This is a genomic window from Leifsonia sp. NPDC056824, from assembly GCF_042789575.1.
Lineage (GTDB): Bacteria > Actinomycetota > Actinomycetes > Actinomycetales > Microbacteriaceae > Leifsonia.
This window is the reverse complement of sequence record NZ_JBHUAV010000002.1, coordinates 618089-636032: the sequence shown is the minus strand read 5'-3', so window position 1 is coordinate 636032 and position 17944 is coordinate 618089. Positions and strand designations below refer to the sequence as shown.

The 17944-nt window shown below is 69.3% G+C and carries 19 protein-coding genes; 16 read left to right on the top strand and 3 right to left on the bottom strand.

All coding sequences use genetic code 11. From position 1 onward, the window contains the following. Window positions 1-68: 68 nt before the first annotated feature. The 8 genes from ACFRFH_RS12575 to dprA all read left to right on the top strand — a co-directional run bounded on the left by ACFRFH_RS12575 (window position 69) and on the right by dprA (window position 6320). The gene (locus ACFRFH_RS12575) at window positions 69-563 is read left to right on the top strand and encodes a hypothetical protein (protein WP_382463331.1); all 495 of its coding nucleotides are present in this window, start codon (window positions 69-71) and stop codon (window positions 561-563) included. A gap of 215 nt (window positions 564-778) precedes the next feature. Next, a complete protein-coding gene (gene rplS / locus ACFRFH_RS12570; protein WP_382463330.1) occupies window positions 779-1126 on the top strand; it encodes a 50S ribosomal protein L19 in 348 nt (115 codons plus the stop codon). A gap of 82 nt (window positions 1127-1208) precedes the next feature. Beyond that, on the top strand, window positions 1209-1952 hold the full coding sequence (gene lepB / locus ACFRFH_RS12565; protein WP_382463329.1) for a signal peptidase I: 744 nt from the start codon (window positions 1209-1211) through the stop codon (window positions 1950-1952). Further along, complete coding sequence (locus ACFRFH_RS12560) at window positions 1952-2614, top strand: ribonuclease HII (RefSeq protein ID WP_382463406.1); 663 nt, start codon at window positions 1952-1954, stop codon at window positions 2612-2614. The genes lepB and ACFRFH_RS12560 overlap by 1 nt, the downstream gene beginning before the upstream one ends. A gap of 26 nt (window positions 2615-2640) precedes the next feature. Beyond that, window positions 2641-2964: a DUF2469 family protein gene (locus ACFRFH_RS12555; RefSeq protein ID WP_018190696.1), complete on the top strand. Its 324-nt coding sequence runs from the start codon at window positions 2641-2643 to the stop codon at window positions 2962-2964. A 149-nt stretch (window positions 2965-3113) separates the two neighbouring features. Next, window positions 3114-3470: a YraN family protein gene (locus ACFRFH_RS12550; protein ID WP_382463328.1), complete on the top strand. Its 357-nt coding sequence runs from the start codon at window positions 3114-3116 to the stop codon at window positions 3468-3470. Next, on the top strand, window positions 3470-5011 hold the full coding sequence (locus ACFRFH_RS12545) for a YifB family Mg chelatase-like AAA ATPase (protein ID WP_382463327.1): 1542 nt from the start codon (window positions 3470-3472) through the stop codon (window positions 5009-5011). The genes ACFRFH_RS12550 and ACFRFH_RS12545 overlap by 1 nt, the downstream gene beginning before the upstream one ends. Window positions 5012-5240: 229 nt before the next feature. After that, window positions 5241-6320: a DNA-processing protein DprA gene (dprA, locus tag ACFRFH_RS12540; protein WP_382463326.1), complete on the top strand. Its 1080-nt coding sequence runs from the start codon at window positions 5241-5243 to the stop codon at window positions 6318-6320. Between the two features lie 222 nt (window positions 6321-6542). Here dprA and ACFRFH_RS12535 read toward each other — a convergent pair whose 3' ends face one another. Then, window positions 6543-6683, bottom strand: a complete 141-nt coding sequence (locus tag ACFRFH_RS12535) for a hypothetical protein (protein WP_382463325.1) — start codon at window positions 6681-6683, stop codon at window positions 6543-6545. 597 nt (window positions 6684-7280) lie between these two features. After that, the gene (locus ACFRFH_RS12530) at window positions 7281-8087 is read right to left on the bottom strand and encodes a hypothetical protein (RefSeq protein ID WP_382463324.1); all 807 of its coding nucleotides are present in this window, start codon (window positions 8085-8087) and stop codon (window positions 7281-7283) included. A 1356-nt stretch (window positions 8088-9443) separates the two neighbouring features. Here ACFRFH_RS12530 and ACFRFH_RS12525 point away from each other — a divergent pair. Beyond that, the gene (locus tag ACFRFH_RS12525) at window positions 9444-10454 is read left to right on the top strand and encodes a tyrosine recombinase XerC (protein WP_382463323.1); all 1011 of its coding nucleotides are present in this window, start codon (window positions 9444-9446) and stop codon (window positions 10452-10454) included. On the opposite strand, the gene ACFRFH_RS12520 is transcribed toward ACFRFH_RS12525, so the two are convergent. After that, window positions 10417-11037 carry a murein hydrolase activator EnvC family protein gene (locus tag ACFRFH_RS12520; RefSeq protein ID WP_382463405.1) on the bottom strand — a complete coding sequence of 207 codons (621 nt, stop codon included), beginning with the start codon at window positions 11035-11037 and terminating at the stop codon, window positions 10417-10419. The two genes, ACFRFH_RS12525 and ACFRFH_RS12520, sit on opposite strands and share 38 nt — an antisense overlap. Before the next feature lie 230 nt (window positions 11038-11267). Between ACFRFH_RS12520 and ACFRFH_RS12515 the strand changes: the two genes are divergently transcribed. From ACFRFH_RS12515 to ACFRFH_RS12485, 7 genes are all read left to right on the top strand, one after another. Continuing rightward, the gene (locus ACFRFH_RS12515) at window positions 11268-12776 is read left to right on the top strand and encodes a sugar porter family MFS transporter (RefSeq protein ID WP_382463322.1); all 1509 of its coding nucleotides are present in this window, start codon (window positions 11268-11270) and stop codon (window positions 12774-12776) included. A gap of 301 nt (window positions 12777-13077) precedes the next feature. Next, window positions 13078-13995, top strand: a complete 918-nt coding sequence (rpsB, locus tag ACFRFH_RS12510) for a 30S ribosomal protein S2 (RefSeq protein WP_382463321.1) — start codon at window positions 13078-13080, stop codon at window positions 13993-13995. 42 nt (window positions 13996-14037) lie between these two features. Then, a complete protein-coding gene (gene tsf, locus ACFRFH_RS12505; protein ID WP_382463320.1) occupies window positions 14038-14868 on the top strand; it encodes a translation elongation factor Ts in 831 nt (276 codons plus the stop codon). Window positions 14869-14995: 127 nt separating this feature from the next. After that, window positions 14996-15709, top strand: coding sequence for a UMP kinase (gene pyrH, locus ACFRFH_RS12500; protein WP_382463319.1), 714 nt, complete (start codon window positions 14996-14998; stop codon window positions 15707-15709). Between the two features lie 89 nt (window positions 15710-15798). Then, a complete protein-coding gene (gene frr, locus ACFRFH_RS12495) occupies window positions 15799-16353 on the top strand; it encodes a ribosome recycling factor (RefSeq protein ID WP_382463318.1) in 555 nt (184 codons plus the stop codon). Window positions 16354-16416: 63 nt separating this feature from the next. Further along, the gene (locus ACFRFH_RS12490) at window positions 16417-17352 is read left to right on the top strand and encodes a phosphatidate cytidylyltransferase (protein ID WP_382463317.1); all 936 of its coding nucleotides are present in this window, start codon (window positions 16417-16419) and stop codon (window positions 17350-17352) included. 12 nt (window positions 17353-17364) lie between these two features. Beyond that, window positions 17365-17913: a DivIVA domain-containing protein gene (locus tag ACFRFH_RS12485; RefSeq protein ID WP_382463316.1), complete on the top strand. Its 549-nt coding sequence runs from the start codon at window positions 17365-17367 to the stop codon at window positions 17911-17913. Window positions 17914-17944 lie beyond the last annotated feature (31 nt).

Genomic DNA, 17944 nt, shown 5'->3' with positions numbered 1-17944 from the left:
CGCGGTCCGGAGTCCGCCCTCGGCGAACCGGCAGCCCGCGCACAGCCGCGCGACGTTACGCTGGCCGCATGTTCATCCGCAAGGCGTTCTACTGGTGGCTCTTCCCGTCCGCCGTGGTGCTGCCCGTCTGGCTGCTGATCGGCTGGGCCGCGTTCAACCAGGGCAGCGGCTGGACGTTCCTCGGGCTGCTCATCCTGTGCCCGATCCTCTTCGTCGCGCTGCTCGCGATCGGCGGCATCGTCATGGCGCGCAAGAGCGTCAGGGAGACCCGCGCGGTCTCCTGGTACGACACCGGCCTCCTCGCCGGCTGGAGCGCCTCCATCATCGCCTTCGGGTTCTTCCCGCCCGGCGCCACCGGCTGGCTCGCCGTGCTCGGCGTGCTGTTCTTCCTGGCCACGTTCTGGGTCGGGCTGTGGGAGCTGGTGACCGAGGCGCGCGACCGGGTGGCGGTCACCTTCGCCGCCTACCAGCAGGCCGCGCAGCCGCAGCAGGTGCCCCGTCCGTCCAGCCCTGTGGTGGACGACGCCGACGTGATCGTCATCGAAGAGCACCGCGAGGACTGACCTCCGCGCTCTCCGCGCCTGCGCGCTTTGGCAATAGGGCCGTGCGCGTGGCAGAATGGTTGTTCGTGCCGCCGCCAGGCTCTGCCGCAGGGGAGCCAGCAATTCGAGCGTGCACACCCAATCGAATCCCGGCCGTCCGCGGTGCGCAGCGCGCAACCCCACGACGGCCCCGAATCCGTCCCCGACCTGCAGGCGGGTACAGAGAGCGAACAGCAATGCACATCCTCGATCAGGTGGACGCCGCGTCCCTCAAGTCGGACATCCCCGCGTTCCGCGCCGGCGACACCGTGAAGGTGCACGTCAACATCATCGAGGGCACCCGCTCTCGTATCCAGGTCTTCCAGGGCGTCGTGATCGGCCGCTCGGGCGAAGGCGTCCGCGAGACCTTCACGGTCCGCAAGGTCAGCTTCCAGGTCGGCGTCGAGCGTACCTTCCCGGTGCACTCGCCGGTCATCGACCACATCGAGGTCGTCACCCGCGGTGACGTCCGTCGCGCCAAGCTGTACTACCTCCGCGAGCTGCGCGGCAAGAAGGCGAAGATCAAGGAGAAGCGCGAGAACTGAGCGTTTCGCGCGCGACTCTTCCTGAGCTCCCGGTCCTACACTGGACCGGGAGCTCAGGCGGTTAACGAGCCAGGCAGGGTGGATGACGGACGAGACACTGCCCACGCGGCCCGAACGCGTGGTGCGGGGAGAGCGCGGCAGGCGCGGCGGCCTGCTGTTCCTGCGGGACGTGCTGGTCGTGGTGGTGATCGCGCTGCTCGTGGCGTTCCTGGTGAAGACCTTCGTCGTGCGCTCGTTCTACATCCCCTCCGGATCGATGGAGAACACCCTCCAGGTCAACGACAAGATCCTGGTCAACGAGTTGCAGCCGTCGGTGTTCCCGCTGAGCCGCGGTGACGTCGTGGTGTTCCGGGACCCGGGCGGCTGGCTCCCGAAGTCGCCGCCGGTCGTCCGCGACCCGGTGGCCCAGGCGGCGGACACGGCACTGACGTTCGTCGGCCTGTCCGCCTCCGACAGCGACGACCACCTCGTGAAACGGCTCATCGGCCTCCCGGGGGACCATGTGGTGTGCTGCGATGCGGCGGGCCGGATCACCGTCAACGGCACCGCGATCCACGAGCCCTACATCGTGATCCCGCCCGGGCAGAAGAACGCCGCGACGCTCGCCTTCGACGTGACGGTCCCGAAGGGCCGCATCTGGGTCATGGGGGACAACCGTTACGACTCGCAGGACTCCTCCCGCAATCAGGCGCTCCCCGGCCACGGCTTCGTGCCGCTCGACCACGTCGTCGGGCGGGCGTCCGTGATCAGCTGGCCGGTCAGCAGATGGACGTGGTTGGACGACTATCCTGATGTCTTCAGAGGCGTGGAGGAGAAGAAGGAATGATGACCCCGGTCTCGCCGTCGCTGCGCTTCGAGAAGGCGCTTTACCGCGACGGCGTCACCTCGATCGTGGCCGTCGACGAGGTCGGCCGCGGGGCGCTGGCCGGCCCGGTGGCGGTCGGAATGGTGGTCATCGACACCGCGGTCAAGCGCATCCCGCCCGGGCTGCGCGACTCCAAGCTGCTGCCCGAGCCGGTGCGCGAGGCGCTCGAGCCCGCCTGCCGGCGCTGGTCGTTGTTCCACGCGGTCGGGATGGCCTCCGCCGCAGAGGTCGACTCGCTCGGCATCATGCGCTGCCTGGGCCTCGCCGGCGCCCGCGCCCTCGCGATGCTGGAGGAACAGGGCGCGCAGGTGCGGGAGAGCACGCTGATCCTGGACGGGAACTACGACTACCTCAGCCCGGCGGTGATGCGCCCGGTGCGCGTCGTCACGCGGATCAAGGCCGACCGCGACTGCGCGTCGGTGGCCGCGGCCTCCGTCATCGCGAAGGTGCACCGCGACCGGTTGATGATCGGCCACGACGTGGATTACCCCGGCTACGGCTGGGTGAGCAACAAGGGCTACTCGACCCCGGAGCACTTCGCCGCGATCGCCGAGCTCGGCCCGAGCGCGCTGCACCGGCTGACCTGGCTGAAGGACCTGGCGACGCTCGACATGCCGAGCTGAGTCGGCACGGCTAGACTTGGCGAACGATGGATGAGGACGAGTTCGACGACTACGACCGCGAGGTCGAGCTGGCTTTGTATCGCGAATACCGGGACGTCGTCTCGCAGTTCAAGTACGTGATCGAAACCGAGCGCCGCTTCTACCTCGCGAACGAGGTGGAGTTCGTGCGACGGGACACGGAGCACGACTTCTACTTCGAGCTGACGATGAACGACGTCTGGGTGTGGGATGTCTACCGCGCCGACCGGTTCGTGAAGTCCGTTCGCGTGCTGACGTTCAAGGACGTGAACATCGAGGAGCTCTCGAGCAAGGAGTTCGAGCTCCCGAAGGAGCTGGCGCTCGACGAGTGAGGTCGTCGCGTTCGTGCTGCGTGTTCTGTCTGGCTTTGTCCTGTCTGGCTTTGTCCTGCACAACGCGCTGAGCTGACGACTTCTCCACAGATTCCGCTCCGCCCGGTTCTGCCCGGTCCCCTCCGACCACGCTGGTCGTGGGAGGAAACATGGCAGAGAAAGACCGTCTGGGTCGTCGCGGCGAGGCCGTGGCGGCGGACTGGCTGGAGGCGCAGGGCTACGAGATCGTTGCCCGCAACTGGCGCTGCGCGAGCGGCGAGCTCGATCTGATCGCACGCCTCGGGCGCGTGACCGCGTTCGTGGAGGTCAAGACCAGGAGCTCGATCGAGTTCGGGCACCCGTTCGAGGCGATCACGGCGAAGAAGGCCGCGCGGCTGCGCCGTCTGGCGGCTGAGTGGTGCCGGGCGCACGGCCCGGTCCGCGGCGTGACGCGCATCGACGCGATCGCCGTGCTCGACGCGTGGAACACGACGCCGTCGGTGGAGCACCGGGCGGGGGTGGCGTGATGGCGCTCGCACGCACGTTCGCCGTGGCACTGACCGGGATGCGCGGCGACATCGTGGAGGTGGAGGCCGACATCTCGGCCGGGCTGCCCGCCTTCGTGCTCATCGGGCTGCCCGACGCCGCACTCGGTGAGTCGCGCAAGCGGGTCTCCGCGGCGGCCGCCAACGCCGGCTGCACGCTCACGCAGCGCAAGCTGACGGTGAACCTGTCGCCGGCATCCTTGCGCAAGCAGGGTTCCGGCTTCGACCTCGCGATCGCGGTGGCCGCGCTGGCGGCCTCCGGCGAGGTCCCTGCCGAGTCGGCGGCCGGCGCCGTCCACGTCGGCGAGCTGGGCCTCGACGGCCGCCTGCGTCCGGTCCCCGGCGTGCTGCCCGTCGTGCTGGCAGCCAGGGACGCCGGCTTCGCGCGGGTCCTGGTCCCGACCGCGAACGCCGAGGAGGCCGCCCTGGTCGACGGCGTCGAGGTGGTTCCTGTGGTCGGCCTCCGCGCCGCCGCGATCGTCCACGGCGCCGAGCTGGACCCGATCGACCAGACCCCTGTCGCCCTGCCCGACGACAGCGGACCTGTCGACGAGGAGCCCGATATGGCCGACGTCGCCGGCAACGACGACGCGGTCGACGCGTTCGTCGCCGCGGCCGCCGGAGGTCACAACGTGTCGATGATCGGCCCGCCCGGAGCGGGCAAGACCATGCTGGCGCGCCGCCTGCCGTCCCTGCTGCCAGACCTCACCCCCGAGCAGGCCCTGGAGACGACCTCCATCCGCTCCCTGTCGGGCCGTGGCGTCGGCGGCGGTCTGATCCTGCGGCCGCCGTTCGAGGCCCCGCACCACACCGCGTCGTCCGCCGCCCTCGTCGGCGGCGGCAGCGGACGGCTGGTGCCGGGAGCGATCGCGCGGGCGTCGAATGGCGTGCTGTTCCTGGACGAGGCGGCGGAGTTCCAGCCCAACGTCCTGGACGCCCTCCGCCAGCCGCTGGAGTCCGGCTCGATCGCCGTCGACCGCGCGGCCGCGAGCGCCACGTTCCCCGCCCGCTTCCAGCTCGTGCTCGCCTCCAACCCGTGCCCGTGCGGTCGCTACGGCTCGGCCGACGAGGAGTGCTCGTGCACCCCCGCCGCGCGCCGTCGCTACCTCACGCGCCTCTCGGGCCCGCTGCTCGACCGCGTCGACATCCGCCTCACCGTGCGCCGCCTGGGGTTGGGCGCCCTGCGAACCGCCTCCGACGGTACCGCCCCGTCGCGCGCGAGCCAGCAGCTCCGCCGCGCGGTGGAGCACGCCCGCGCCGCCGCCCGCGAACGCTTGCACGGCACGGGTTGGACGACGAACTCCCAAGCCGCAGGCACCTGGCTCAGAGCCCCCGAACACCAGCTCTCGGCGTCGTCCCGCTCCACGCTGGATCGCTCCCTGGAACGCGGCGCCCTCACGATGCGCGGCTACGACCGCACCCTCCGCCTCGCCTGGACCCTCGCCGACCTCGACGGCACCGCAAGCCCGACCGCCGAGCACGTCGCGCGGGCGCTGTACCTGAGACGGGGTGCGTTCGCATGAGGAGGATCTGGGTCGACCTCATCCGTGAGGAGCGCGAGAACCCGGAGCGGGGGCGCGAGAGGTGGTGCGGCGAGTGTGCGGTATGGCAGGCGGCGACCGGGACGGGGGAGACGGACGGGGAACGAGAGACGGGGTCGGATGTCGGGGAGGTGCGGGGTCCGGTGGAGGAGGTGTGGAGCCCTGTCGCGAATTCACCCGCATCCACGCCGATCACCCCCGGGGGTGCCCGATGAGCGCCGAAACGTTCCCCGGGCTGACCTCCCGCGAGATCGCCGCCCTCGTCGGCAGGGTCTCCACGGACATGGAGTACCCCGACGAGTCGTCGATGCTCGCCGCCGCGGCGCGGGCCGCCCTCTCGTCGGCGATCGAGCCGGGCGACACCGACGCCGCGCTGCTGGTCGGCGCGTTCGGCCCACTGCCGACCCTCAACGCCGTGATCGGCGACACATCGCCGCAGTCCGTCCGCGCCGCGCTGCGCAACACCGGCTCGCCGGCCCTTCCGCCGATCGACCGGCTCCGGGACGCCCTCGACCGGTGGCGCGGACGCCTCCCGCGGGCGCCCCTCCACGCGCCGTTGGAACGCGCCGCCCGCCTCGGCGCGCGGCTCGTGACGCCGGAGCACCCGGTCTGGCCCACCGCCCTGGACGGACTGGAGCTCGGCGCGCCCCTCACCCTCTGGGTGCGCGGCGACCCCGCCCGGCTGGCCCGCCTCGCGCAGTCCATCGCGCTGGTCGGAGCACGCGCCGCCAGCGGCTACGGCGAGCACGTCGCGCTGGAGAGCGCGGCCGGACTGAGCGACCGCGGCTTCGCGATCGTCTCCGGAGGCGCTTACGGCGTCGACGCCGCCGCCCACCGCGCGGCATTGTCGAGCGGCCAGGTCACCGTCGCGTTCCTGGCCGGAGGCGTGGACCGCCTCTACCCGGCCGGGAACGACGACCTCCTGCAGCGCATCGCCCACACCGGCCTGCTGCTGGCCGAGCTCCCTCCGGGCTCGACCCCGACGCGCTGGCGCTTCCTGATGCGCAACCGGCTGATCGCCGCCGCGAGCAACGCGACCGTGGTCGTCGAGGCCGGCGCCCGCTCCGGCTCCCTGAACACCGCCGGTCACGCCGCCCAGCTCGGCCGCCCCCTGGGAGCGGTGCCGGGCCCGATCACCTCGCCGGCGTCCGCGGGCTGCCACCGCCTCATCCGCGAATACGGCGCGATCTGCGTCACCAGCCCGGACGAGATGGCGGAGCTGGCGGAGCCGCTGGGTGGGCACATCGGTGGCGGGGAGTCCGGGCGCCTGGCGGGATGGGTGGACGGATGACGCGGATGACATGCAGGCAGCAGGCGCCGATGAGCGACCAGGAAACGGCAGAGTGCACGATGAACATTCGCCGGGTCCGAATTGGCCGCCCTGGTGCGTAAGCGCCCTCCTTGTGACTGCCGCTAGGGGTCCTGTTTCAATCTCTCTATCGCAGTCACCACCGGCACGACCGGATGGGAACTCCCTAGCTCTTGGACCGAGGGCGCACGGGATCTCTTCCTCTCAGTCGTAGAGCAGTTGCCAGACCTTGCGGGGGCTGAGCTGGACGAGCTGGAGTACGCCGCCGCCTTGCACTCGACCGCCGAGCGACTCGACGAGGTCGCAATCGCCGCCGGGATGATCGCGCAGGGGTCGACGGGCCAAACAGTCATCCATCCGGCGGTCGCCGAGGCTCGGCTCGCACGCACCGCGGCGGCGTCGATCCTCGCCTGGTACCGCCCACTGTCGGTTCCTAAGGCAGCCTCGCGGAGAGGCCGTGACGCGGCCCGAGCAAGGTACGCGAGGTGAGACGACCCGAAGCGACAGTGTCGCCTCGGACAATGACCGTCGCCCCGTACGACGGCGACCACGCGTCGCCCATCTTCTCGCCCGTCACGCCTCGACACGGATGGGATCCGGCGAGCGTAGCCGGGGCAGCACTCGCGTACGCCGACGACCGTCCCGAGCCCTCACGGTCTGCGCGCCGCCTCGCACTGTGCGCAGAGCGAGCGCTTTACGCGACCCTGCCCGCGTCGATCAAAAAGGCTCAGCGGATCAATCGCCTCCGCAGCCTCGATGGCTACGCCCATGCCGTCTGCAGCGCGACTACGGCCGAAGCGTCCGCCGAGGATGATTCCCCCTTCTGACCAATGTCGAGTGCATTGCGTCGCCTGCAGGCGGCTGGTGTCGCCACAATGCGACGGTTAGTCGGTAGTCGATAGCTGATCTCGCGAGTGCCTCGCCGCGCCCATAAGCGCTCTTTCAGAACGGGGCTGCGAGGCCTATCTCAGGCGCGGAAACGAAAACTACGGCGGTCTTAGTCAAGCCGTTGTCGTCGAACCACGTAATGAAGAACTTGACTCCCACCTGCATTGCATTGCGAGTGAATGTGCCAGTGAACTCGCCTCGCGCTTCTCCGGAAAGGTCTTCCCACTGTCCCGCACTGGTGATTGTAAAATCGTCGTCGCCTTCGATCCTCACTTCCCGCGCCCCGCTACGAGGGACGTGGTTGACGAGGACAAACTCGTTAACGCCGTCGCGGACCACCTCGACGCTCCACCTAGGCACTGGCCGAGGCACCGGTGCGAGCCCGGGATCCGAAACCGCGGCAGCCTCGTCTCGGATTGCCTGCAGATTGCGCATGCGCTGCTCAACGACCGGCGCGATGATCTCCTTCATTCGCTCTTCAGCTTGTTTGTCGTCCTTGATGACTTTCCGAACCCAAGATGCGAAGTTATCTGCGAAGAGCTTGTCCAGGTACTCGTAGTCAGCCTTCCTTGCCGCTCGAAATCGGCGAGTGGATACCGGGTGCCACGACCAGATCCATTTGAGGCCGCGGCCGACATTGCCCCAGATCGCACGACGCCAAAGCGGGATAAGCATTGATACGACGAGCACCACTAGCCCAACGACGAAGACGTAGACCCAGACAGGTAGCTTGGCCGCACTGACGACTCCGAACGCCCAGTACAGGACTCCAAGAACAAGCGCCGTAGCAACTCCGCCCAGGATGTTCGACCAGAGGTTCTCGTGGTACCAGGGCGTGCGCGGCGGCTGACTATCACTCACGGTCGAAGAATACCGAACGCCCCGGACGGAAAGAACGAACGCGCCTGTCGACACGGTCGGTACGCCGGTTGAGATCTGCCGGGATGCTAGAGAGACTTCGCTTCTTGCGTCCGTCGTCGGCCCTGCGTCCTGGTCCGACCACTCCGCTATTACTCTGCCCCTCTCTCAGACCCGCAAAATGGGGTGGAAGCCCTCCGTCCGTCGCAAACTCGTTGCTGTCAGGCTGAACTAGTGAACTCCGCGGACGAAGTTGCTTCCTTCTGGGCCCCGATGGCGACCCTTATTCCCATAGCCGCTATCCCGTACATGCTCGGCCTCACCACGGGAAAGCTAAAGCGGAAGCGCGGTAGGAAGCGTAAACCCATCGCCGGAGCATCCTGGAGGCGGGGAGCGGCAATAACCTTGGCTACCGTGTTGGCCCTATCGCTGGCCGCCGCCTTCGCCGGGTCCGAGTACGTTTGCGTGCACAAAATGGTTTCAACGTTGGGGCCAACGTCGAAGTCGGTTGGGCAAGTAGTCGAGATCATCTTCGTTTCGGCCTTCGGAGCCGTGTTGACGATTCCCATCGTCGAACTACTTTTCAGCCGGTGGCTGAGCAAAACCCTCCGGCGCCGCCGGAAGGCCTCGGCCCATGCCAGTAAGACGAAGGTCAACACAGCGCGCCCCCATGACGCAATGCAACCGCTCAGTTGAGAGTCCGGCGATAGTTCTCCTGCACGGTCGAAAGGACGCTGGACATTGGACATTGGACATTGGACATTGGCTTGTCCGTACTGGGCTCTCCAGTGGCGCAAGGCCCAGCTAGCAGACCCCGCGAGCTGACGTCGCATCCCACGTCGCGCAGAACCTGAGTTAGCCGCGAAGGAGAGTCATAACCGCGTCGACCGCGAGCACAATGAGGAAGGGGCCTTCGATGACCCGGCCGCATGATCTACACCAGGCAGCGGCCCTCGGAGATCCCAAGGGCCGTCTTTCTGTGGTCCGCCACACGCGCGACCTGACCTGCGACAGGCCGACAAATCGTGCGCGCTGTATTGACGCACGAAAAGCCCCGACCAAGGCACGGTCTCGGCCAGGGCATTCTGTGCGTCCTGCGAGGCGCTGGGGCTTCCGCTACCACGGCTTCAGCTCGACGGTCGTCATAATGCCCAGGGCTGAGACCCGATACGAAAGCACGCCTCGGCGTAGCTGAAGAGCTTCGTCGCGTCGCTGGAGGCGAGTATCGCGCTCGAGGTCTTCGAGGTGTCCTCGTTGATCTCCACGCATAACCGATCGCCACTCGCACCCTGGACCGGAATCGGGCGCCGCCGGTGCGTCCGCGGCCCGGTGGTGGCGCCGATGGCGGATGCTGGGGGAGTGAACCTCCGGCTCGCCGTCGACGGCTACTTGCGCCACCTGGAGGTGGAGCGCGGGTACTCGGCGCAGACGGTGCGGGCCTACCGCTCCGACCTCGCCCAGTTCGAGCGGTTCGCCGAAACGCGTGAGGTGACCAGCACGGAGGCGCTCACCCTCGACCTGTTCCGGGACTGGCTGTGGGAGGGGGCGCAGCGGCGGCTCGCCCGGGCCACGCTGGCGCGGCGATCGGCCGCGGTGCGGGGCTTCAGCGGGTGGAACGCGCGGATCGGAGGCGCTCCTGTGCCCCCCGCCGGCCCGGGGTCCGCGAGTGAGGCAGAGCCGGCGACAGGGCCTGATGTTGTCGCCGTCTCGGAGACAGACGCGTCGGCGACCGCGACCACCACCACCGACCCCGCCGCGCGACTGCGCGCGCCCAAGCCCGACAAGCATCTCCCGCGCGTGATCACCCGGGCGCAGATCGACGGGCTGCTCGATGCGCTCGCGGCCCGGGCGGAGGGCGGGGAGGCGGGGGCGATCCGGGATGTGGCGGTCATCGAGGTGCTGTATGCGGCCGGTATCCGGGTCAGCGAGCTCACCGGGCTGGATGTCGACGATGTCGACCTCGAGCGGCTGACGCTGCGGGTCGTCGGTAAGGGGAACAAGCAGCGGGTCGTCCCGTTCGGTGTGCCTGCGCTGCGCGCGATCCGACGGTACCTCCAGGTCGCACGGCCGGCGCTCGCCGCCGAAGGCTCCGGCCCCGCGCTGCTGCTCGGGGCGCGCGGCGGGCGGCTCGGCACTCGCGCGGTCTACCAGCTGGTGGCGTCGTTGCTCGTCGACCTTCCCGGCGGCGGGCCGGCCGGTCCGCACACACTGCGCCACACCGCCGCGACGCACCTGCTCGACGGGGGAGCGGATCTGCGGGCGGTCCAGGAGATCCTCGGGCACGCCAGCCTCGGGACAACGCAGATCTACACCCACGTCTCCAGCGAGCGGCTCAAGGAGACCTACCGCATCGCGCATCCCCGCGCCTGACGGGACGGCCGCGCGGCGCCGCGGGCGAGGCTTCTCCCGGCCGCAGCGGTAGCAGCACCGAGCGCGGCGGCCGGTCGAAGAACTGCAGCGGGGACACGTATTCGCCGTCCACGCGGACGCCGACATGCAGACAGGCTCCGGAGCAGTGCGCGCCCTCGCCGACGACGCCGAGCGCCATGCCGCGCGTCACCGGGGCGCCAACGGCCAGGCCTGCCGCCACGACGGGCTCGTAAGAGGAGAGCACGCCCGATCCGTGGTCCAGGGTGAGCACCGGACGGTCCACGACCACCCCGGTGAAGTGCACCGTCGCCTCCGACGGGGCCGTCACGATCGTGCCGGGCTGCGCCGCGAGGTCGACCCCGCGGTGCCCGGCGGCGTACGGCGACGGCGGGGCCTCGTACGCTCGCACCAGCCGGTGCGGCGTGAGCGGCCACGACCAGCGCGGGGAGGCCCGCGGGGGTTCGGTGGAGGCCGCAGCGGTTCGGGGCGAGACGCCGCCTTTCGCCAGCGAGGAGGGGAGACCGCCGGTCGGCGCAGCGACGGCGGCAAGACCGAACACGACCGCGATCGGTACAGCCACCATGACCGCCACCCGCACCACCCTCGAAAGAACCCACATGCTCCGTCACCCCCACCTCCACCCTCCGCCGTCGACCGCCTCCCCACTCGCGGCTCCACCACATCTGTGCACAACTCGCTCCCACGCCCGCCCTGTGCAGGAGTCTTTTGCACGCGGACGAGTCGGCGTACGTTGACGAGCGCACGTTCCGCCGTCCTGTTCTGAGGACGGCGACCCGACGGAGGAGGGGTCTCATGTCCGATCAGCGCAGCACCGGGTCCGAGCGGGAGGAGGAGAACGTTCCCCAGCCCACGGCGGCGATGCGGCGGAAGGTCGTCGGGCTCGCCGTCGCCGCCGCAATGGGCGGGTTCCTCTTCGGTTTCGACTCCTCGGTCATCAACGGGGCGGTCGACTCGATCCAGCACCACTTCGCGCTCAACGCGTTCGTCACCGGGTTCATCGTCGCCATCGCCCTGCTCGGCTGTGCGCTCGGCGCCTATCTTGCCGGGCGGCTCGCCGACCGGTGGGGACGCATCCGGGTGATGCTCATCGGCGCGGTCCTGTTCCTCGCCAGCTCGATCGGCGCCGGCCTCTCGTTCTCGGTCTGGGACCTCGGCTTCTGGCGCATCATCGGCGGCCTCGGCATCGGCATCGCGTCCGTGGTGGCGCCGGCGTACATCGCGGAGATCGCGCCCAAGCAGCGCCGCGGCGGCCTCGCCTCACTCCAGCAACTCGCCATCACCATCGGTATCTTCGTGGCGCTGCTGTCCGACGCGCTGCTCGCGGGAGCCGCGGGTGCGGCCGCCAACCAGCTCTGGTTCGGGCTGGAGGCCTGGCGGTGGATGTTCCTCGTCGGTGTGATCCCCTCGGTCATCTACGGCATCCTGGCGCTGCGCCTGCCGGAGTCCCCGCGCTACCTGCTCTCCACCGGCCGGCACGACGAGGCGCGGGAGATCTTCGCCACGCTCGTCCCGGAGGAGGACGTCGACCGGCAGGTGCGCGACATCGAGAGCGCGATCAAGGAAGACGAGAACTCCGCCAAGGGCACGCTGCGCGGCAACCGGTTCGGCCTGAAGCCGATCGTCTGGATCGGCATCATCCTGTCCGTGTTCCAGCAGTTCGTCGGCATCAACGTGATCTTCTACTACTCGACGACGCTCTGGAAAGCGGTGGGCTTCACCGAGAGCAACTCGCTGCTCATCACCGTGATCACCTCGGTCACGAACGTCGCGGTGACGGTCGTGGCGATCCTGCTGGTGGACCGCGTCGGTCGCCGGCCGATCCTGCTCACCGGCTCGGTGGGCATGGCCCTGTCGCTCGCGGTGATGGCGCTCGCGTTCAGCTTCTCCGACAAGGTCAACGGCGCCGTCAGCCTGCCGAACCCGTGGGGGCCGATCGCCCTGGTGGCGGCGAACCTCTTCGTGATCTGCTTCGGCGCCTCGTGGGGTCCGCTGGTGTGGGTGCTGCTGGGCGAGATCTTCCCGCCGCGCATCCGCGGTGCGGCCCTCGGCGTCGCGGCGTCGGCGCAGTGGATCGCGAACTTCCTCGTCACGGTCTCCTTCCCGCCGATGTCGGACTTCTCGCTGCCGTTCACGTACGGGATGTATGCGATCTTCGCCGCCCTGTCGTTCTTCTTCGTGTTCTTCAAGGTGCCGGAGACGAACGGGATGGCGCTGGAGCACGCCGAGACCCTGTTCGCCAACGCGGGCCGCAGCCGCGGGCCGCAGGTGCGGTCGTCCGGGGACACCGTCCCGCGCCAGTGACGGCCGCCCGGCCGCCGGCGGTCCGCCGCCGCGGCCGGGGCCCGGTTCCTGATAGAGTGTGTCCTGCACTCCGCATGTCGGAGTGACTACGCGTGTCCGGACGCCCTCCACGAGTTCATTCTCGATGAGGGTGTGCGCTTTCCCACCGGTCTCCCGCTCATCCAGCACGGTCCTCCGTGCGGAAGCGCGGGTGCGGGGAGGCGCGGGGCACCAGGAGCGGCGGCCGATCGGCTGCCGCTGGACAAACCGAGAGTCGTGTCCCCGCCGTGAGGCCGGGCGCGCAAGAACAGGAGAACGGCAAATGGCCGTCGTCACCATGCGCCAGCTGCTCGACAGCGGCGTCCACTTCGGACACCAGACCCGCCGCTGGAACCCGAAGATGAAGCGCTTCATCCTCACCGAGCGCTCGGGCAGCTACATCATCGACCTGCAGCAGTCGCTGACCTACATCGACAAGACGTACGAGTTCGTGCGCGAGACGGTCGCCCACGGCGGCACCATCCTCTTCGTCGGCACCAAGAAGCAGGCGCAGCAGGCCATCGCCGAGCAGGCGACCCGCGTGGGCCAGCCCTACGTCAACCAGCGCTGGCTGGGTGGTCTGCTGACCAACTTCCAGACCGTGTCCAAGCGCCTCGCCCGCATGAAGGAGCTCGAGGAGCTCGACTTCGAGGGCACCACCAGCGGCTTCACCAAGAAGGAGCTGCTGATCAAGAAGCGCGAGCTGGACAAGCTCCACAAGTCGCTCGGCGGCATCCGCAACCTGGCTAAGACCCCGAGCGCCATCTGGGTCGTGGACACCAAGAAGGAGCACCTCGCGATCGACGAGGCGAAGAAGCTGGGCATCCCGGTCATCGCCATCCTCGACACGAACTGCGACCCGGACGAGGTCCAGTACCCGATCCCGGGCAACGACGACGCCATCCGCTCCGTCACGCTCCTCACCCGCATCGTCGCCGACGCCGCGGCCGAGGGCCTCATCCAGCGTCACCAGAAGCCGGAAGAGGGCGCTGAGCCGGCCGAGCCGCTCGCCGAGTGGGAGCAGGAGCTCCTCGCCCAGCCGAGCGACGAGGTCCAGTCCTCCGCCGAGAACGAGAAGGCCGCCGACGCCGACCTCGCCGAGGCCAAGGCGGACTCCGCCGAGATCGTCGCCGAGGGCGAAGCCGACGCCGAGGCCGAGGCGGACTCCGCCGAGGGCGAAGCCGCCGCCGAGGCCAAGTAAGCACACTCACCAAACTTCGAGTCAGAAGGTTCCACTCAGAACATGGCAAACATCAGCATCGCTGACATCAAGGCCCTGCGCGAGCAGCTCGGCACCGGAATGGTCGACACCAAGAAGGCCCTCGAGGAGGCCGGTGGCGACATCGAGAAGGCGACCGAGATCCTCCGCCTCAAGGGCGCCAAGGGCAACGCGAAGCGCGCCGACCGCTCCACCTCCGAGGGCCTCGTGGCCGCGAAGGAGAACGGCCACGGCGCCGCGACGATGATCGAGCTCGCCTGCGAGACCGACTTCGTCGCGAAGGGCGAGAAGTTCATCGCCCTCGCCGACAAGGTGCTCGACGCGGCAGCCGCCGCGGGCGCCACCACCGTCGAGGAGGCGCTTGCCGCCCCCGCAGGGTCGCAGACCGTCGCCGAGCTCATCGGTGACGAGGCCGCGATCCTCGGCGAGAAGGTGGAGCTCCGCCGCATCGCCGTCGTCTCGGGCGAGAACTTCGCGATCTACCTGCACAAGACCTCCAAGGACCTGCCCCCGCAGGTCGGCGTGGTCGTCGGCTACGCCGGCGCCGACGCGGAGACCGCCCGCGGCATCGCGCAGCACATCTCGTTCGCGAACCCGACCTACCTCACCCGTGAGGACGTCCCGGCCGGCGAGGTCGAGAACGAGCGTCGCATCGTCGAGGAGATCTCCCGCAACGAGGGCAAGCCGGAGGCCGCCCTGCCGAAGATCATCGAGGGTCGCCTCGGCGCCTACTTCAAGCAGGTCGCCCTGCTCGAGCAGGAGTACGCCCGCGACAACAAGGTGACGATCGCCCAGGTCCTCAAGGACTCGGGTCTGACCGTCTCGGGCTTCGCCCGCTTCAAGGTCGGCGCCTGACCCAGGCATGAAGGAGTCCGGATCGTGAACAACGATCCGGACTCCTTTTCTGTGTCCGCCTCTCCCTGTTCAGGCACAGCGGGCACGCACTAGCGTTAACGAAACACACGGAAGGACTCCCACACACATGACGGCAGCCACTCACAGACGCAGGGTCCTTCTGAAGCTCTCGGGGGAGGCCTTCGGCGGCGGACAGCTCGGGGTCAACCCCGACATCGTCAGCGGCATCGCCCGCGAGATCGCCCAGGCCGCGGAGGACGTCGAGATCGCGATCGTCGTCGGCGGAGGCAACTTCTTCCGCGGCGCCGAGCTGTCGCAGCGCGGCATGGACCGGGGGCGCGCCGACTACATGGGCATGCTCGGCACCGTGATGAACTCGCTGGCCCTGCAGGACTTCCTGGAGCAGGCCGGAGCGGAGACGCGCGTGCAGTCCGCGATCGCCATGACCCAGGTCGCCGAGCCGTACATCCCGCGCCGCGCGGAGCGCCACCTGGAGAAGGGCCGCGTCGTCATCTTCGGCGCCGGCGCCGGCCTGCCCTACTTCTCGACCGACACCGTGGCCGCCCAGCGCGCCCTGGAGATCAGCGCGGACCTCGTGCTGGTCGCCAAGAACGGCGTCGACGGCATGTACGACGCCGACCCGCGCACCAACCCGGACGCGCGCAAGATCGACCAGATCAGCCACCAGGACGCCCTGACGCAGGGCCTGAAGGCCGTCGACTCCACCGCGCTCAGCCTCTGCATGGACAACGGGATGCCGATGCGCATCTTCGGCATCGAGCCGGCCGGCAACGTGACCGCGGCCCTGCTCGGCGCCGAGATCGGCACCCTGCTCGGCTGACCGGGCCCGGCGGGGCGCCCTGCCGTGCACGGGCCGTTCCGCGGCCTGGCCCTAGACTAGACAAGACTCATCGATCTGAAGGAGAAACCGTGATCGCGGATGTGATTTCCGACGCCCGCCAGCGCATGGCCAAGACCGTGGACGCGGCGAGGGACGACTTCGGCACGGTGAGCGCGGGCCGCGCGAACCCGGCCCTCTTCCAGAAGGTGCTCGTCGACTACTACGGCTCGCCGACGCCGCTGGCCCAGCTGGCCGGCCTCCAGAACCCGGAGGCGCGCGTGCTGCTGGTGACGCCGTACGACAAGTCCGCCCTCAAGGAGATCGAGAAGGCGATCGTCAACATGCCGAACCTGTCGGCGAACGTCGGCAACGACGGCGAGATCGTGCGCGTCTCCCTCCCCGAGCTGACCGAGGACCGCCGCAAGGAGTTCGTCAAGCTCGTGCGCGGCAAGGGCGAGGACGCCAAGGTCGCCATCCGCAACATCCGCCGCAAGGCGAAGGACGACCTGGACGCGCTCAAGGGCGAGGTCGGCGACGACGAGGTGGCCCGCGGCGAGAAAGAGCTCGAGGCGATCACCCGCACGAACGTCGACGCGGTCGACGAGGCACTCAAGCGCAAGGAAGCCGAGCTCCTCGAGGTCTAGATGAGCGAGGGGAGCAGCCCCGACGAGCCTCGCACGCCGGCGTCGGGCAGACGGGGGAAGTCCGTGACGCGTGCGGAGATGCGCGCGCAGGTCCAGGCGACCCGTGCCGACTTCGAGCGCCAGGTGCTGGCCCGCAAGGCCCAGCTGGACGCGACGAACGAGCGGATCGCGGCGCGGACGGGACGCAACCTCATCCTGGCGACCCTGATCGGGCTCGTCGCCGGCGCGCTGCTGGTGGTCAGCCTCATCTTCATCAAGGAGCTGTTCCTCGTCTTCGGGGCCGGGATGATCGGCTTCGCCGCCTTCGAGCTCACTCAGGCGTTCCGGGGAGCGGGGCGGCGCGTGCCGCGCGTCCCGACGCTGATCGCCTCGCTTGCGGTCGTCCCCGCCACGTTCTGGTTCCACGCGGGCGGTCAGCTCGTCGCGCTGGCCTCCGGCATCGTGCTGGTCGTCGTGTGGCGGCTGGTCGAGGAGGCCGTGCTGCCCGCGAAGCGAGCCGGGGGAGTGGCGCTCTCCCGCGACCTCGCCTGGAGCGTGCTCGTCCAGATGTACGTGACCCTGCTCGGCTCCTTCGCCATCCTGCTGCTGGCGGAGAACGGCGGCGAGTGGTGGGTGCTCGGCTTCCTGATCGTGGTCGTGGCCGTCGACACGGGCGCGTACGCGAGCGGGCTGTCCTTCGGCCGGCACCCGATGGCGCCGATCATCAGCCCGAAGAAGACCTGGGAGGGCTTCGCCGGGGCCGCCGTCGCGGCGATCGTCGCCGGCGTCCTGGTCTCGCTGTTCATGATCCATCAGCCGTGGTGGTTCGGGGTGATCTTCGGCGTCGTCGCCCTGCTCACGGCGACCGCGGGCGACCTCGCGGAGTCGCTGATCAAGCGCGATCTCGGCATCAAGGACATGAGCTCCTGGCTGCCCGGACACGGCGGTTTCCTCGACCGGCTGGACTCGATCCTGCCGTCCGCGGCCGCCACCTACGTGCTGTTCCTCATCTTCTCCTGACAGAATGGGCGGGTGAGCACGTTCCCCCGCAGCCCCAAGTCGAAGCCAGGGTACGACGTCGCGCAGGTCGACGAATTCCTCGTCAGCGCCCGACGCGCCTACGACTCCGACCCGTCGACCCCTGACACGCTGTCGGCCTCCGACATCCGCCACACGGCCTTCTCGATGACCAAGGGCGGCTACTCGACCTCGCATGTGGACGCGGCCCTCGAGCGCCTGGAGGACGCCTTCGCGGCCCGCGAGCGCGACATCGCACGGGGCGGCGGCCACGACTCGGCGTGGTTCGAGGACGCCCGCACGGCGGCGCAGGCGATCCTCGACCGGCTGGAGCGGCCGGTCGGCCACCGCTTCCAGCGGGTGAGCTTCCTGACCCTCGGCTACAGCCGCCAAGACGTCGACCGGTTCGCCGGACGGCTGGTGAAGTACTTCCAGGACGGCCGCCCGATGAGTGTCGACGAAGTTCGCACGGTCACTTTCCGTGAGCAGCGAGGGGGGTACCGTGAGGCCCAGGTGGACCTCCTCCTGGACAGCGTCACGGACGTGATGCTCGCGGTCCGCTGATCCTGGCCGTTACCTGAGTAGGAGAGCGCCG

Excerpts from the sequence above, each read along its gene's own strand:
- ACFRFH_RS12575 (WP_382463331.1), top strand. The coding sequence starts at position 69 with ATGTTCATCCGCAAGGCGTTCTACTGGTGGCTCTTCCCGTCCGCCGTG.
- rplS (WP_382463330.1), top strand. The coding sequence starts at position 779 with ATGCACATCCTCGATCAGGTGGACGCCGCGTCCCTCAAGTCGGACATC.
- lepB (WP_382463329.1), top strand. The coding sequence starts at position 1,209 with ATGACGGACGAGACACTGCCCACGCGGCCCGAACGCGTGGTGCGGGGA.
- ACFRFH_RS12560 (WP_382463406.1), top strand. The coding sequence starts at position 1,952 with ATGACCCCGGTCTCGCCGTCGCTGCGCTTCGAGAAGGCGCTTTACCGC.
- ACFRFH_RS12555 (WP_018190696.1), top strand. The coding sequence starts at position 2,641 with ATGGATGAGGACGAGTTCGACGACTACGACCGCGAGGTCGAGCTGGCT.
- ACFRFH_RS12550 (WP_382463328.1), top strand. The coding sequence starts at position 3,114 with ATGGCAGAGAAAGACCGTCTGGGTCGTCGCGGCGAGGCCGTGGCGGCG.
- ACFRFH_RS12545 (WP_382463327.1), top strand. The coding sequence starts at position 3,470 with ATGGCGCTCGCACGCACGTTCGCCGTGGCACTGACCGGGATGCGCGGC.
- dprA (WP_382463326.1), top strand. The coding sequence starts at position 5,241 with ATGAGCGCCGAAACGTTCCCCGGGCTGACCTCCCGCGAGATCGCCGCC.
- ACFRFH_RS12520 (WP_382463405.1), bottom strand. The coding sequence starts at position 11,037 with ATGGTGGCTGTACCGATCGCGGTCGTGTTCGGTCTTGCCGCCGTCGCT.
- ACFRFH_RS12515 (WP_382463322.1), top strand. The coding sequence starts at position 11,268 with ATGTCCGATCAGCGCAGCACCGGGTCCGAGCGGGAGGAGGAGAACGTT.
- rpsB (WP_382463321.1), top strand. The coding sequence starts at position 13,078 with ATGGCCGTCGTCACCATGCGCCAGCTGCTCGACAGCGGCGTCCACTTC.
- tsf (WP_382463320.1), top strand. The coding sequence starts at position 14,038 with ATGGCAAACATCAGCATCGCTGACATCAAGGCCCTGCGCGAGCAGCTC.
- pyrH (WP_382463319.1), top strand. The coding sequence starts at position 14,996 with ATGACGGCAGCCACTCACAGACGCAGGGTCCTTCTGAAGCTCTCGGGG.